This is a genomic window from Vibrio cholerae, from assembly GCF_008369605.1.
Classification (GTDB): domain Bacteria; phylum Pseudomonadota; class Gammaproteobacteria; order Enterobacterales; family Vibrionaceae; genus Vibrio; species Vibrio cholerae.
Genome location: NZ_CP043554.1, coordinates 368,965 through 383,555, shown reverse-complemented (window position 1 = coordinate 383,555; position 14,591 = coordinate 368,965). Strand labels below are relative to the sequence as shown.

General features: G+C 47.9%; 13 protein-coding genes and 1 other RNA gene. 7 read left to right on the top strand and 7 right to left on the bottom strand.

What is annotated here, in order from left to right:
- Positions 1 to 7 precede the first annotated feature (7 nt).
- A complete protein-coding gene (gene ygfZ, locus F0316_RS01945; RefSeq protein ID WP_149560162.1) occupies positions 8 to 979 on the top strand; it encodes a tRNA-modifying protein YgfZ in 972 nt (323 codons plus the stop codon).
- 633 nt (positions 980 to 1,612) lie between these two features.
- A complete protein-coding gene (locus F0316_RS01940; protein ID WP_001235990.1) occupies positions 1,613 to 1,819 on the top strand; it encodes a DUF1107 domain-containing protein in 207 nt (68 codons plus the stop codon).
- Positions 1,820 to 1,904: 85 nt separating this feature from the next.
- Here the strand turns inward: F0316_RS01940 and F0316_RS01935 are convergent, their stop codons facing one another.
- Genes F0316_RS01935 through F0316_RS01925 form a run of 3 tightly spaced genes read right to left on the bottom strand, consistent with a single transcriptional unit; the run spans position 1,905 to position 4,950 of the window.
- Complete coding sequence (locus F0316_RS01935; protein ID WP_001914041.1) at positions 1,905 to 3,134, bottom strand: FAD-dependent 2-octaprenylphenol hydroxylase; 1,230 nt, start codon at positions 3,132 to 3,134, stop codon at positions 1,905 to 1,907.
- An 11-nt stretch (positions 3,135 to 3,145) separates the two neighbouring features.
- Positions 3,146 to 4,354: a 2-octaprenyl-6-methoxyphenyl hydroxylase gene (gene ubiH, locus F0316_RS01930; RefSeq protein ID WP_149560161.1), complete on the bottom strand. Its 1,209-nt coding sequence runs from the start codon at positions 4,352 to 4,354 to the stop codon at positions 3,146 to 3,148.
- A 20-nt stretch (positions 4,355 to 4,374) separates the two neighbouring features.
- Positions 4,375 to 4,950 carry a YecA/YgfB family protein gene (locus F0316_RS01925; RefSeq protein ID WP_000042179.1) on the bottom strand — a complete coding sequence of 192 codons (576 nt, stop codon included), beginning with the start codon at positions 4,948 to 4,950 and terminating at the stop codon, positions 4,375 to 4,377.
- A 241-nt stretch (positions 4,951 to 5,191) separates the two neighbouring features.
- Between F0316_RS01925 and F0316_RS01920 the strand changes: the two genes are divergently transcribed.
- The 5 genes from F0316_RS01920 (at position 5,192) to serA (ending at position 8,533) form a co-directional block, all read left to right on the top strand.
- Entirely contained in the window at positions 5,192 to 5,500 is a 309-nt protein-coding gene (locus tag F0316_RS01920; protein WP_000070442.1) for a cell division protein ZapA, read from the top strand.
- A 12-nt stretch (positions 5,501 to 5,512) separates the two neighbouring features.
- Positions 5,513 to 5,696, top strand: a non-coding RNA gene (ssrS, locus tag F0316_RS01915) — 6S RNA.
- Positions 5,697 to 5,699: 3 nt separating this feature from the next.
- On the top strand, positions 5,700 to 6,284 hold the full coding sequence (locus tag F0316_RS01910) for a 5-formyltetrahydrofolate cyclo-ligase (protein ID WP_000132454.1): 585 nt from the start codon (positions 5,700 to 5,702) through the stop codon (positions 6,282 to 6,284).
- A gap of 109 nt (positions 6,285 to 6,393) precedes the next feature.
- Positions 6,394 to 7,050 carry a ribose-5-phosphate isomerase RpiA gene (rpiA, locus tag F0316_RS01905; RefSeq protein ID WP_000189749.1) on the top strand — a complete coding sequence of 219 codons (657 nt, stop codon included), beginning with the start codon at positions 6,394 to 6,396 and terminating at the stop codon, positions 7,048 to 7,050.
- A 253-nt stretch (positions 7,051 to 7,303) separates the two neighbouring features.
- Complete coding sequence (serA, locus tag F0316_RS01900; RefSeq protein ID WP_001151637.1) at positions 7,304 to 8,533, top strand: phosphoglycerate dehydrogenase; 1,230 nt, start codon at positions 7,304 to 7,306, stop codon at positions 8,531 to 8,533.
- Between the two features lie 231 nt (positions 8,534 to 8,764).
- Here the strand turns inward: serA and ilvN are convergent, their stop codons facing one another.
- The 4 genes from ilvN to leuO form a co-directional block, all read right to left on the bottom strand.
- A complete protein-coding gene (ilvN, locus tag F0316_RS01895) occupies positions 8,765 to 9,259 on the bottom strand; it encodes an acetolactate synthase small subunit (protein WP_001215918.1) in 495 nt (164 codons plus the stop codon).
- A 1-nt stretch (position 9,260) separates the two neighbouring features.
- The gene (locus F0316_RS01890) at positions 9,261 to 10,982 is read right to left on the bottom strand and encodes an acetolactate synthase 3 large subunit (RefSeq protein WP_060780603.1); all 1,722 of its coding nucleotides are present in this window, start codon (positions 10,980 to 10,982) and stop codon (positions 9,261 to 9,263) included.
- Between the two features lie 484 nt (positions 10,983 to 11,466).
- Positions 11,467 to 13,272 (bottom strand): AMP-dependent synthetase/ligase, encoded by a 1,806-nt coding sequence (locus F0316_RS01885; RefSeq protein ID WP_084981097.1) that lies wholly within the window; start codon positions 13,270 to 13,272, stop codon positions 11,467 to 11,469.
- A gap of 175 nt (positions 13,273 to 13,447) precedes the next feature.
- Complete coding sequence (leuO, locus tag F0316_RS01880) at positions 13,448 to 14,407, bottom strand: transcriptional regulator LeuO (protein ID WP_140416966.1); 960 nt, start codon at positions 14,405 to 14,407, stop codon at positions 13,448 to 13,450.
- Positions 14,408 to 14,591 lie beyond the last annotated feature (184 nt).

Below are 14,591 nucleotides of genomic sequence, written 5' to 3'. Positions count from 1 at the left end.
GAACAACATGGACTGGCAAAATCGTTTTTCAGTACTCAATCTTTCTTCTCACGATCCTCTCCCTGAACTGATGCTCACGCATCTCACTGGATGGGGAGCCATCACGCTGGTCGGTGCCGATAAAAAAGCGTATCTGCAAGGCCAAGTCACCTGCAATGTGGTTTCTTTGCAAGAGCAGCAAGTCACCTTTGGTGCACACTGTGATGCCAAAGGTAAGGTATGGTCGGTATTTCGCTTGTTTCATCATCACGATGGCTACGCAATGTTTCAACCGCAATCGGCGATGGAAGTCGAACTGCGCGAACTGAAGAAATACGCCATCTTCTCTAAAGTGACGATTACCGAAAGCAGCGATATCGCTCTAGGTGTGATGGGTAGTCAAGCCGACGCTTGGATTGATACCGTGAGTGAAACGACTGGCGATGTACGCCGTATCGCAGGCGGTACAGCCGTGCGTATGAGTCCACAGCGCTGGCTGCTGTTGGTGAATGCCGAACAGGCGGAGCAATACGTCAATACTTGGCAAGGACTGCATGTCGAGCAATCGCTCTGGACACGCATGGATATTGAAGAGGCCGTGCCTGTCGTTACCCAAACGGCTCAAAATGAACACATTCCGCAAGCACTCAATGTGCAAGCCGTTGACGGTATCAGTTTTACTAAAGGTTGTTACACAGGGCAAGAGACTGTGGCACGCGCCAAGTATCGCGGCATCAATAAGCGCGCCATGTACATAGTCAAAGGTAATCTGAGTGCGCCACTGAGCCAAGATGAGCCAGTGGTTCTTGAACGCGCTGTCGGAGAAAACTGGCGTAGCGCGGGCGCACTACTGACTTATTATCGTTTTACCGATTCAATAGCGATCGGTTTGATCGTCCTGCCCAACGATCTTGAGCACGATGTGGAGCTGCGTCTAGCTGCTCAACCAGACACCCGTTGGCATATCCAACCACTACCCTATTCACTCAGTGATGAATAGCGGTCATTCATCAAAACCGACTTGAGCTGCCTGAATCGGCAGCTCAAACTCTCCCTCATCAGGCTCCCTTCTCAGCTTCGCTGCAACACACTATTGTTCGTTGCATCTTCACGCGAGTCTCTTCAAACAAACCAATACTTATTTATGAATTTAAAATTAAATTAAAAACATAAATAGTCAAAATCAAAACAATCCTCTAGGCTATAAACCGTTGAGGAGAGCAATGAGCACCCAAGTTTGCTCACTCTCTCGTCAACAGAAAGTGAATTAACTGAGCATTCGAGTTATCCACTTTTTGTGTAATGCATCTGTGACTATTCGCCCGCCCAAATGCGGGCATTTTTTTACAATTATTTTACAATCAACTTGCCTGTTCAGAATTTTTACGACTATTCTTTAAAGTGTCATAAGAGGCTGGCTTAATACGGGCTGTTCATCAGTTACCGCTGAGAACATCAGAAGAATTTGTAAATTTGGTCACACGATTCTGGATATTTGACTGCAGTTTTGATTCATTCTGCACAGATATTCCAAATAATCAGTAAGTACTGCTTATTCCACCAAACCTATCACACTATTTTTGTTTAGGTTTTTCTATACTAAGCAGTGCCAGAACAACGCAAGGATCGAAGTATGAGACTGTTTAAGCGCTATACACCAGGTATGATTGCTAAACACGTGAGCCGTCTGTTTAAAGGTAGGATTTATATCTTTGGCGTCGGTAAATTCGAGTTCGATAATGGCAAGTTAAAGCTGCCAGAGAAAGCGGATCAGCGCCACTATCAGACCGTAAAAGAAGTCAATCAAGAGATCATGAAGCTGCGTTGCGCTTATGCATAAACAAGCAAACACTCAATAGCATTCGATTTAATGTAAAAAGGGTTGGCAGTGCCAACCCTTTTTATTTGATCAACTTTTTATTCAATCAGTAGGCACGCTCTAACCAAACCTGCTTCGCCAGCTCAGGCAGATCGCCCTTCAGGCCTAGTGCGCGTTTCATGATTTCATCTTTGGCACCCGGCAATTGACCAACCAGACGCATGCCGATCCCACGGATCAGTTTCTTAGCAGGGTTATCCCCCTCAAACAGATCGCGGAAACCTTGCATCGCCGCAATCATTTTGGCAGCTTCCGCTTTCCGCCAGCGCTCATAATGGCGCAAATTACGCTCATCACCAATGTCGCGATTTTGCTGCCATAAGCTCAGCAGCTCTTGTGCCAAACAGGCAGCATCCAGTAAACCTAAATTCACACCCTGCCCTGCCAGAGGATGAATGGTGTGTGCGGCATCCCCGACGAGAGCAACCCGAGGCGCAACAAAATCACGGGCATAGCGCATCTTAAGTGGGAAAGCCTGCCGCTCGCCCACTACTTCACAGCGGCCTAATCGTGCATCGAATTCTGCGGTCAGCGCTTTGTTAAACTGCACATCATTCATATTGAGCAAAGCCTCAGCGCGTGAAGGCTCTGTCGACCACACAATCGAACTCATATGCGGCTCAGACATGGGGAGAAAGGCTAACGGTCCTTGGGCAGTAAAAATCTGCCGCGCGACTTTATTGTGCGGATCACTGGTGCGCACATTGGCCACCAAGGCACTGTGTCCATAATCCCAATGAGTCAAAGGAATATCCATTTGTCGACGCAACCAAGAGTTTGCACCATCAGCCCCTACGACCAATTTTGCGCTCAAGGCTTGGCCATTACTCAAGGTTAGCCATGCTTCGCTTTCACCCACGGCGATGCTCTGACAGGTCGCAGGCACATGCAGTGTCACATTGGCTTGCTGCTGAACTTGCTCTAACAGCGCCAACTGAATGACTCGGTTTTCAACAATGTGTCCCAGATTAGGCTGCGTCATCTCATTGGCTTTAAATTCAATCCGCGCAAAACTATCTTGCTCCCACACTTCCATCGCGATGTAGGGCGCAGCGCGGCGCGCTTCAATGCCCGCCCAAGCATTAAGATTACGCAGCACAATCTCACTTGAGCGACTCAAGGCAGAAACGCGCACATCCGGCAGCGGGTTTAGCGCCTCTTCCGGTAATTGGTTCTCAACCACAGCAATGCGTAGGTCACTCTCTTTCAGAGCCGCCGCTAACGCTAGGCCGACCATACCGCCACCGATAATTACAACATCAACGCTTTGCATCATTCTTTTACCTATTAACGGTTCACTATGCCGAGAGTGCGGCGCAATAACGGAGCTTTCAATAACGGCAAATTATCCATCGCCATTAGACCAAGGTTACGCCCCATTCGCATCGCTAACCAGTCATTCGAGAAAGTGTGTACTAATCCTGTAGTCAGGCTGATGGTTGCCGTGCGATCGGCTTGGCGACGCTGAAAATAACGCTGCAGTAGCGCGTACTCACCCGCATCGTCGCTGCGCGTAATCTCTTCGGCTAAAGTCGCCACATCACGAATACCAAGGTTAAAACCTTGTCCTGCAATCGGGTGTAAGGTTTGCGCCGCATTGCCCACCATAGCAAAACGGTGAGAGACCGTTTGCTCACGATAGCGCAAAACCAGTGGATAAACACTTCTCTCACCTGCATGGGTCAAGGCGCCAAGCCGCCAACCAAAGACTTGTTGTAAGCCTTGTAAGAACTCAGCTTCGCTGCAATGCAGCCAGTGCGCAACTTGCTCTGGTGGCAGACACCAAACTAAAGACAAGCGATCTTGGCTCATTGGTAGCAAGGCAACGGGGCCATGCGGTGTAAAACGCTCAAAAGCTCGCCCTGCATGAGGTTGCGCGCTGGTGATATTGGCGATCAGCGCGACTTGTTCAAAATCGTGCTCCTGCATCGCAAGGCCCAGTGCTTGGCAACACGTCGACAGCGCACCATCTGCCGCCACAAGCAGCTTACCTTGCAAGGTCTCTTTAGTGTTGAGTTGGACCGTGACCGACTCTTGTTCACGGGTAATATTCACCACTCGGCTTGGCACAAATTGTTGGATGGCAGAACACTGAGCCATGCGCTCGGCGTAAACGCGCCCCACATCCGCCAGTTCAACCACATAACCTAGAGCGCTAACCCCAAGCGTCTCACAGTGAATATCCGTCATCCCTGCATGAGACTGATCCGAGACATAGATATGTTTAATCGAAGTCGCAAAAGGCTGTAGGCTCGGCCAAAGTTGTAACTCCCGCAGAATCTGTACCGTACCGAAGGAGAGCGCAATGCTGCGCGCATCAAAACCAGGATGCGCAGAATGATCGGTCGCAAACGCCTCTATCACGGCGACCTTCAGTTTACCTTGGCTGAGGTGCTGCAACGCGAGCGCTAATGTTGCCCCCGCCATTGCACCACCCGCAATGATTACATCAAAACTGATAGGCTTACTGATATTGGGCTGCTGGGTGTCCGTCATTGCGCTTCCTTTCTGTTGACTTAGTGAACGGTGGGCTTAATGTCTTGCTCTGGTTTGACACCAAATTCCGCATGTAATACCAATACACATGCTTTGATATGTTCGATCACTTGTTCCAATAATTCTGCTTGCTCGGCTAAGTCATCCTCTTCATCGATGCCTAATTTCGACATCTCTTCCAGATCCTCTAATGCTTCTTTCGCTTCAACAGAGGCGTGCTTCAGATTAGCGCCACTCAAACCTAATCCAGAAATAAAGTGGTTAATCCATTCCGCAACCGCATCCGCGAGCTCAAACAAGGCTTCCTCGCCCTCACCTTCAGGTAGGAGCAATGAAAGCTCAAAATCGGTATCCACCAACTGCGCACTCATCGCCAGTAGAATCTGCTCTGCGCTGGCTAATGCACCAATTGGCCAGCCCATGCCATCGTTGGTGTAATCGAAAACCAAGGGTTGCCAGCTTTTATCATTGAGGCTTAAACCGCCGGACAACATCCCTGTCAGTAACCCTTGTAGCTCGGCAGGATTAATACCGAGAGAAGCGCTACGCAGCTCATTGGCTAAAGCTGGGTAAGCAGGAAGTCTATTTTTGCTCATATTGGATTCACTAACCGAGAAAGGTAGCCCAATCCTACCACTTCATTGCCAGAGCGAAAACGCTCGCCTGCAGTTGGTGCTTAGCTTTTGCACAAATTGTCCAAATCGTGAGTTTTCAAACGTCCATTTCTCGGGTTGCGACGGGAAAGGCTTGAATCTTGTTTTGGGTTTACCTATAGTTCCACCTCGATGGTCACCTGAGTTGACTCATCTTTAGTTATGCTAAAAGAGTTCATTAATCATGAGTAATCAAGCGGTTGACATTGAAATTTTGGGCAAAGTGACCCGGGTAAACTGCCCAGCAGGTCAAGAAGCGTCTTTGCTTCAAGCTGCGCAAGATCTCGATAATCGTTTGAAAGAAATGGCAGAGCGAACTAAAGTCACCAATGAGGTGAAACTGTTGACGATTGCCGCACTCAACATCTGTTACGAGTTACAAACGAAACAGCAAGAAAATGCGGGCACTCAGTCACAACTTAGCGAGCGCATGGAACAGCTCGCCGCTTCATTAGAAGCTGCATTGAAAAATGTGAAGCCAGGAAAGCAATAAACACAGCATTGATTTACCCTGGGGTGTTCGTCAGCGGATTTATGTCCCTGAGCCGATAAGCAACATAACAGGGTTGGTATTGGGTAGCTATTGAGCAAGCTCGGCTTGTACCGAGAAGCCTGCGGTTACCATTACTGATCCGCCTTGAACCTGATGGTTCAAGGGCTACGATCCTCAACGGCATCCCGGGGTTCCCTCTATGACAGATTCTCGTACACACCTACGCCTGCAAATTCGTCAGCGTCGACAATCACTCTCAGCGTTTGAACAACAGACGGCCAGCCAACAACTTATCCATACCTTTTCCAGCTTACCGGAAGTGACTGCCGCGCTGCGTATTGCCCTGTATCTTGCCAATGATGGTGAGCTCAATACCCAGCCACTGATCGAATGGCTTTGGCAGCAAGGTAAACAAGTGTATCTCCCAGTTTTACACCCTTTCGCAAAAGGTCACTTGCTGTTTCTGCACTACCAAGCACACACACCAATGAACAAAAATCGCTATGGGATCGCAGAGCCTAAACTCGACCAACGTTTGATCTGCCCGGTTCGAGAGCTCGATATTATCGGTACTCCTTTGGTGGCGTTTGATCAATCAGGCCAACGTTTGGGAATGGGTGGCGGCTATTACGATCGCACTCTCGCACCTTGGTTTAAAACGCAGCAAGGCGCGATGCCGATTGGTCTTGCGCACGATTGCCAGCAAGTCGAGCAGCTGCCCACTGCAAGCTGGGATATTCCGTTACGAAAAATAGTGACCCCCAGCAAGGTTTGGCAGTGGTAGTCGAATAATTGCTCAGTTTAGCTCAGCCTAAGTGATTACTTCTGCTTCCGGTTTGGGGTTATAATCGCGCCGCGCAACATACCCGCAAATCGATACTCAGGAGATAGGCATGACTCAAGATGAAATGAAAAAAGCCGCCGGTTGGGCTGCTCTGAAATACGTAGAAAAAGGCAGCATTGTCGGTGTTGGTACGGGCTCAACCGTTAATCACTTCATCGATGCTTTAGGCACTATCAAAGACGAAATCAAAGGCGCGGTTTCGAGCTCAATTGCTTCGACTGCGAAACTGGAAGCGCTCGGCATCCGTGTTTATGACTGTAACGATGTATCGGAACTGGACATCTATGTCGATGGTGCTGATGAGATCAACCCAGAACGCGACATGATCAAAGGTGGCGGTGCAGCGCTGACGCGTGAAAAGATCGTCGCTGCGATTGCTAAGAAATTTGTGTGTATTGTCGATGGCACTAAAGCGGTCGATGTTCTAGGCAACTTCCCTCTACCTGTTGAAGTGATCCCAATGGCGCGTTCTTATGTCGCGCGCGAACTGGTAAAACTCGGTGGCGATCCTGTGTATCGTGAAGGTGTGATCACCGATAACGGTAACGTTATTCTGGATGTCTACAACATGAAGATCACCCATCCCAAAGATCTCGAAAGCAAGATCAACGGCATCGCAGGGGTTGTGACCGTGGGTCTCTTTGCTCATCGCGGGGCTGATGTGGTCATCACTGGCACACCACAAGGTGCAAAAATCGAAGAGTAATATCGGGCATTTCTCCCCATATTCCGTTATTTGCTTACAAACGGCACCGCTGTGTGCCGTTTTTTATCCTTTTCTCTAAGAAAATTATGCCTTATTCCGTAATTTTCTTACCCAAAGCAAAAAAAGTTTGTTAATTTAGTGAGCAGAAGGCGCACAAGGAAAACGTTTGCTTTTCTAAATTACGACCAAAATTCGAACCATTCGAACCCAAGCGCCTGTTAGCCCACCTTCCCATAGTTTTAAGGACGATAAAATGGCCAAAGTTTCACTGGAAAAAGACAGAATTAAGATCCTCCTTCTTGAAGGACTTCACCCCTCTTCGGTGGAAGTTTTGCAAGCGGCCGGTTACAGCAATATCGAATACCATAAAGGCTCGCTGGAAGAAGCTGAGCTGATTGAAGCTATCAAAGATGTGCATTTTGTCGGGATCCGCTCGCGCAGTAATCTGACGGAGAAAGTGATCAATGCGGCAGAGAAACTGGTGGCGATTGGCTGTTTCTGTATCGGTACTAACCAAGTCGACCTTAATGCCGCCGCCAAACGCGGTATTCCAGTGTTTAACGCACCATTCTCCAATACTCGCAGTGTGGCGGAACTGGTGCTCGGCGAAATTTTACTGTTACTGCGTGGAATTCCAGAGAAAAACGCACTTGCTCACCGTGGGATCTGGAAAAAAAGTGCAGATAACTCTTATGAAGCACGGGGGAAACGCCTAGGCATTATCGGTTACGGTCATATCGGTACTCAGTTGGGGATCATTGCTGAAAACTTGGGGATGCACGTATATTTCTATGACATTGAAAGCAAACTCTCGCTCGGTAACGCTACCCAAGTGCATACCTTAAGCGAGCTACTCAATAAGTGTGATGTCATATCACTGCATGTTCCGGAAACCGCTGGCACTAAAAATATGATGGGTGCGGAAGAGTTTGCACGCATGAAACCGGGTGCTATCTTCATTAACGCCGCACGCGGTACTGTGGTCGATATCCCGGCTCTGTGCAATGCGCTCGAATCTGGTCATATTGCAGGGGCGGCGATTGACGTATTCCCAGAAGAACCGGCATCAAACAAAGAGCCGTTTGAATCGCCACTGATGAAGTTTGATAACGTGATTTTGACACCACACGTGGGGGGGTCAACCCAAGAGGCACAAGAGAACATTGGCATTGAAGTGGCTGGCAAGCTGGCTAAATACTCAGATAACGGCTCAACGCTCTCTAGTGTCAACTTCCCTGAAGTGTCACTGCCAGAGCATCGTAGCTGCTCTCGCTTACTGCATATTCACGCCAACCGTCCGGGCATTTTGACCCAAATTAACACCATCTTCGCCGAAGAAGGGATCAACATCGCGGCTCAATATCTGCAAACCACCGCAGAAATCGGCTATGTGGTCATCGATGTGGAAACGGCTCGCTCTGAAGAAGCGTTAACTAAGCTTAAAGCGATCGACGGCACGATTCGCGCCCGTATTCTGCACTGATTGATGGGTGGGCGACATCGCTCACCCATCCTGAATCCTGAATATAACAACCAGCCTTTCGGCTGGTTTTTTATTTGTGCTTTGCTTGTAATTATAAAGACTATATCCAAACGACTTGGAGTTGCAGGCAGGCGGCAAGTGAGTTCATCCCCATAAGCATAGATACACTATGTGATTGGGGTGAACCAACGTAGCCAACACCGCTGCAGCTTCAAGTAGGAAGGAGATAAACTAAGCTCTGAGCGCTCGTTCACCACGCGCGATGCCTACCACACCACTTCGTGCCACTTCGATAACTTCCGTCACTTCCGCAATCGCCTCAATAAAAGCATCCAGTTTCTCGCTCGTACCGGCCAGTTGCACTGTGTATTGTGAAGCTGTGACATCAACAATCTGGCCGCGGAAAATATCCGCCGTACGTTTAACTTCCGCACGTGCAAAACCAGAGGCCTTGACTTTGACCAGCATCAGCTCACGCTCGATGTGTTCACACTCCGTCACTTCCTGCACTTTCAAAACATCAATCAATTTATGCAACTGCTTTTGGATCTGCTCTAGCTGCATTTCATCGGTTTTCGTTGTAATGTTCAGCCGTGAAAGGGTTTCGTCATCGGTCGGTGATACGTTTAGCGTTTCAATGTTGTACCCGCGCTGGGAAAAGAGCCCGACAACACGAGACAGCGCACCCGGTTGGTTTTCCAATAGCAGTGAAATAATGTGTCTCATCTTAGGTTCTCTCCGTTTTGCTCAACCACATTTTGTCCATCCCTTCGCCTTTGATTTGCATTGGGTAAACGTGCTCAGTTTCATCGACATTAATGTCGACAAACACCAGACGATCTTTCATCGCTAACGCTTTTTCCAGCCCAGCTTGCAGCTCATCAGGGTGAGAAATACGGATCCCAACATGACCATAAGCTTCTGCGATCGCCGCAAAATCCGGCACAGAACTCATGTATGAGTTAGAGTGACGACCTTGATAAATAATATCCTGCCACTGTTTCACCATTCCAAGGAAACGGTTGTTGAGGTTAATGATTTTTACTGGAATGTCGTACTGCAGTGCGGTCGATAGCTCTTGAATATTCATCTGAATACTGCCATCTCCGGTCACGACCAGTACCTCTTCTTCTGGCATGGCGAATTTCACGCCCATTCCCGCAGGTAAACCAAAACCCATGGTGCCTAGCCCGCCAGAGTTAATCCACTGACGCGGCTTATCAAACGGATAGTAGAGTGCCGCAAACATTTGGTGCTGCCCCACATCCGAGGCCAAAATTGCTTTACCTTCCGTGATTTTATATAGCGTTTCAATCACTTGCTGAGGCTTAATCCGTTCTGCTGAGGTTTCATAAGCCAAACACTGACGATCACGCCACACTTGGATCTCATTCCACCAACTATCCAATGCTGCCGCATCATTGCGCTCAGCGCTCTCTTCCAGAAGCTTGAGCATGCCATCCAATACTTGGTCGGCAGAACCAACAATCGGCAGATCGACTTTCACGTTTTTAGAAATCGATGATGGGTCAATATCGATATGCATAATTTTCGCGTTGGGGCAGTACTTCTCTAGGTTGTTAGTCGTACGGTCATCAAAGCGCACACCTACCCCAAAAATCAGATCTGCATTATGCATCGCCATATTGGCTTCATACACACCATGCATGCCAAGCATACCCAGTGAGTTTTTATGAGTGCCAGGAAAAACGCCCAATCCCATCAAAGTACTGACCACGGGCAGATTTAAAGCCTCTGCAAGTTGGCGAATTTGCTGATCTGCATTAGCAATAATCGCCCCGCCACCGACGTACAGTACTGGCTTTTTCGCATCGAGCAGTGCGCGTAACCCTTTTTTGATCTGTCCTTTGTGGCCAGCCGTCGTTGGGTTGTAAGAGCGCATTTTGATGGTTTCAGGATACTCATAAGGCAGCTTATTAAGCGGGTTCATCACATCTTTTGGCACGTCAATCACCACAGGACCAGGACGCCCCGTTGACGCGATGTAAAACGCTTTTTTGATGGTTTCAGGAATATCCTCGGCTTTTTTCACCAAAAAGCTGTGCTTAACGATAGGGCGAGACACGCCGACGATATCGCACTCTTGAAATGCATCGTTACCAATAAGATTAGTGGCTACGTTACCGGAGATCACAATCATCGGAATCGAGTCCATATAGGCGGTTGCAATCCCAGTCACCGTATTGGTGGCGCCCGGACCTGAGCAGACGAGCACTACGCCCGGTTTTCCAGTGGCGCGCGCATAGCCATCAGCCATATGTGTTGCGGCTTGTTCGTGACGAACCAGAACGTGTTTAATTTGGTCGGTTTTTTCGTGAAGGGCATCGTAGATGTCGAGTACTGAACCGCCGGGATATCCGAAGATTTGCTCCACACCTTCATTGATCAGAGATTGGACGATCATCTCTGCGCCAGATAGCATTTCCATCTTGTCTCCTTACCAACATACCTTGTGCTCGGTCGGCAAAAGGGTTGGTTTTACATAGTTTAGGGCTTATTTGTAGCCTAATTCGAAAACGCTCCGCTTTCGGCTATGTCCTGCGTCTGTCATAACAGCCGCGAGGTTACGCAACAAATGTAACGCTTTCTTAGCAACTGGTCTAACCCCAATTTGCGCACTTTTACAGCAGACTCGAAAATAAGACGGTGATTAAGCATTCCATTTCAACCTTTACCTTGCTTTTAGGTCGAACAACCATTGAGCAGTTAAAAAAAAGTAGATTATTTTGCCAGCACACCGGAGTATCGGCTTCCACGCTTCCATCAACACCAAAAGACAATGTGATTGGCATGAGCGAAGCTTGTCGCTTCAGGTAGCAAGGGCATGGGTCATCGTATTGCAGATATAAAAACACCTCTGAGCGATTTTCGCCAAGAGGTGTTTAGAACATTCAGATAACAGCTTGATCGCGCTATTTTTTCGGAGAATCTTGGTACATTTCTTCGATTTCATCCTGATAGCGATCGTTAATCACTTTACGACGCAGTTTTTGGGTCGGTGTCAGCTCACCACTGTCCATCGAAAATGCTTTTGGCAACAATCTAAACTTCTTCACTTGTTCAAATTTCGCCAGCTCTTTTTGTAAATCGTTAACGCGCTTTTCAAACATCTCCAGCACTTGGCTATGTTTGATAAGCTCCAAACGGTCATGATATTTAATGTTCAGCTCTTTGGCGTACTCTTCCAATGAATCAAAGCAAGGCACAATCAAAGCCGAGACAAACTTGCGCGTATCGGCAATCACCGCGATCTGTTCTATAAAATGATCTTTGCCAATCGCCCCTTCAATCACCTGCGGCGCAATATATTTACCACCTGAGGTTTTCATCAGTTCCTTAATGCGATCGGTAATAAATAAATTACCATTTTCATCAATATGACCCGCATCACCCGTTTTCAGAAAACCATGCTCATCAAAACTTTCGGCGGTTTCTTTATCGAGCTTGTAGTAGCCACGCATCACCATAGGACCACGAACCAGAATTTCATTGTTCTCGCCAATTTTGACTTGAGCTCCCGGCATAGAAAGCCCAATCGAATCTGGGTTAAAACAGTGGTCATCCCAACAAGAAACCGTGGCCGTGGTTTCGGTCATGCCATAACCAAGCTTGACGTTGATGCCAATTGCATGGAAAAAACGGCCGATGGTTTCATCCAACTTAGCGCCACCACAAGGCATGAAATTGATCCTTCCCCCAAGCAAAGCGCGCAGCTTACTCAACACCAGCTTGTCAGCGAATTGATGGCTCTGTTTAAGCATCCAAGAAGGTTGGCGCTGCTGCTGACGGCACACCGCCATTTTCGCCCCCATATTGACAGCCCAAGTAAAAAGAACCTTGCGTACAAACGGCGCTTTAGCGACTTTTTCATGGATTGCTGAGAAGATCTTTTCATAAAAGCGCGGTACGGCACACATCACGGTTGGACGGACTTCAGCTAAAGCTTCACGTACATGAGCCACGTCCTGCAAGTAACAGTTGGTCGCACCTTTATAAAGCACATACGCCGTCCATGCTCGCTCAAAGACATGAGAGAGTGGCAGGAAACAGAGTGAGACATCCTCTTGAGTCAGATTCAAGCGCTGATCGTGCCCCTCTAGCTGAGCACCGATATTACGATAATCCAGCATCACCCCTTTCGGCGTCCCGGTAGTACCTGAGGTATAAATGAGGGTAAACAGATCGTCATAGTTGGCCTGCTCAATTAAGGCATCCAACGGCGCTCGATCTTGATGGTGACTTTGAGCAACAAACTCATCCCAATGCATCGCACAACTGGCTTGTTTGAGGTCGATATTGGCATTCATAGCCACAATCAGACGCAGCTCTGGGCATTGTTCAAATTGGCTGAGTGCAGCATCAAATTGTGCCTGCTCACCCACAAAAACCACTTTCACATCCGCATTCTGTAAGATGTAAGCCGCCTGCTCTGGCGTATTGGTAGGATAGATAGGAACCGTTACCGCACGGATCTGTAAAGCGGCAAAATCAGCAATCGTCCAACGTGGCATGTTGTTGGAAAAAATCGCAATTTTGTCCTGTACACCGATGCCTTGAGCTAACAACGCCATCGAGAGTTCATCCAATTGTTCACCAAACTGGTGCCAATTGATTGCTTGCCATTGGCCGTTTTGTTTATGTTTTAGCGCGGCGTTATCACCCCCTTGGGCAATACGTTGGCGGATCCGTTTAACGATGTGGAAATCTAAGTTCGTCATATCTCTTACCTGTAGCTTACACCTGTAAGCCTTTTTCAGCGCACAAGTGTACATTTCAAAGGCCAAAACACAACTGACTAACGTCAAAGTTATCGATTAAAACTCATTCTGTAACAAAAAAGCCTTGGACAGTTTTTACTGCCCAAGGCTTTAGAAACATAGAATGAACAAAGGATCAGCGATTCGCGACTACTTCGCCACAAATCACCATCAGTTGGTCACGCAGCCAGATATGGCCTTTGTCTTTTTCACTCGACTCATGCCAACTCAGATAACCCGAGATTTTGGACTCAGCAAATGGGAAAGCGAGGATTTGCAACTCATCACGATTGGCCGCATTTTCCGCCATCCAACGTGGAGCAATGGTCACCAGTTCAGACTGACCGACCACATACAACACATTGCTCAGGCTGGTGCCTTCGTAATAAGACTGGCAATCAAAATCACGGTACGCCAGTTCAGAGAAACTACGCTGCCCATGCACTTTGGACAATTTTGCGTGTTTTTCCGCACTCAATTGTTCGGCCGTGATACTTCCTTGGATACGAGGGTGAAGTTTTGATGCCACCACCACCAACTCATCTTGGAAAATCTCAGTGCTTGAAAAACCTTGATCATCAAATCGAGCGTAATCAATCACAAAATCAATTTCTTGATAACGCATGCGCTCTGCGATTTGGCGATCAAACTCTGCATCCAAATGCAATTGTACACTCGGTGCTAATTCATCAATCGATGCCATGATCTGAGGAGCAAAGCGTAAATCGCAAGGACTGCAGATCGCGAGCTTAAACAGACGCGTTGAGGTTTCCGGTGTGAAAACTGAACTCGGTAGCTCGTTACGGATCAATTGCAAAGCTTGACGGATCGGGCCAAACAGTTGGCGAGCACGCTGGGTTGGCTGAATGCCACGCCCTTGGCGCATAAACAACTCATCATTGAACATCACTTTTAAACGCGCCACGGCATTACTGACCGCAGGCTGTGACATACCTAAGTTGTGTGCCGCTCGCGTAATGTTTTGCTCTTGCATTACTGCATCGAAAACGGTTAACAGATTGAGGTCTACGCCTCGGAGGGTGCTTTCCATGCGGTAACTCGCAATGGCACTCATTGCGTCTTTTTTATCTAACATTTGCATGCCTCACAGTGTCGTCACTAGCGATAAATATGCATAAATCGCCAGTGGAAAGATAAGCGCTGTTTGTAATATTTACCGCCCAGATATTTGGTGGATGGCAAGTAATATCGGCTAATCATTCGAAGCTATGCAATAGCATTGACAAAAAGTCAGTTTATTTTAGTCATTACTTAAAAAA

Coding starts and splice junctions, on each gene's coding strand:
- ygfZ (WP_149560162.1), top strand. CDS start 8: ATGGACTGGCAAAATCGTTTTTCAGTACTCAATCTTTCTTCTCACGAT.
- F0316_RS01940 (WP_001235990.1), top strand. CDS start 1,613: ATGAGACTGTTTAAGCGCTATACACCAGGTATGATTGCTAAACACGTG.
- F0316_RS01935 (WP_001914041.1), bottom strand. CDS start 3,134: ATGATGCAAAGCGTTGATGTTGTAATTATCGGTGGCGGTATGGTCGGC.
- ubiH (WP_149560161.1), bottom strand. CDS start 4,354: ATGACGGACACCCAGCAGCCCAATATCAGTAAGCCTATCAGTTTTGAT.
- F0316_RS01925 (WP_000042179.1), bottom strand. CDS start 4,950: ATGAGCAAAAATAGACTTCCTGCTTACCCAGCTTTAGCCAATGAGCTG.
- F0316_RS01920 (WP_000070442.1), top strand. CDS start 5,192: ATGAGTAATCAAGCGGTTGACATTGAAATTTTGGGCAAAGTGACCCGG.
- F0316_RS01910 (WP_000132454.1), top strand. CDS start 5,700: ATGACAGATTCTCGTACACACCTACGCCTGCAAATTCGTCAGCGTCGA.
- rpiA (WP_000189749.1), top strand. CDS start 6,394: ATGACTCAAGATGAAATGAAAAAAGCCGCCGGTTGGGCTGCTCTGAAA.
- serA (WP_001151637.1), top strand. CDS start 7,304: ATGGCCAAAGTTTCACTGGAAAAAGACAGAATTAAGATCCTCCTTCTT.
- ilvN (WP_001215918.1), bottom strand. CDS start 9,259: ATGAGACACATTATTTCACTGCTATTGGAAAACCAACCGGGTGCGCTG.
- F0316_RS01890 (WP_060780603.1), bottom strand. CDS start 10,982: ATGGAAATGCTATCTGGCGCAGAGATGATCGTCCAATCTCTGATCAAT.
- F0316_RS01885 (WP_084981097.1), bottom strand. CDS start 13,272: ATGACGAACTTAGATTTCCACATCGTTAAACGGATCCGCCAACGTATT.
- leuO (WP_140416966.1), bottom strand. CDS start 14,407: ATGTTAGATAAAAAAGACGCAATGAGTGCCATTGCGAGTTACCGCATG.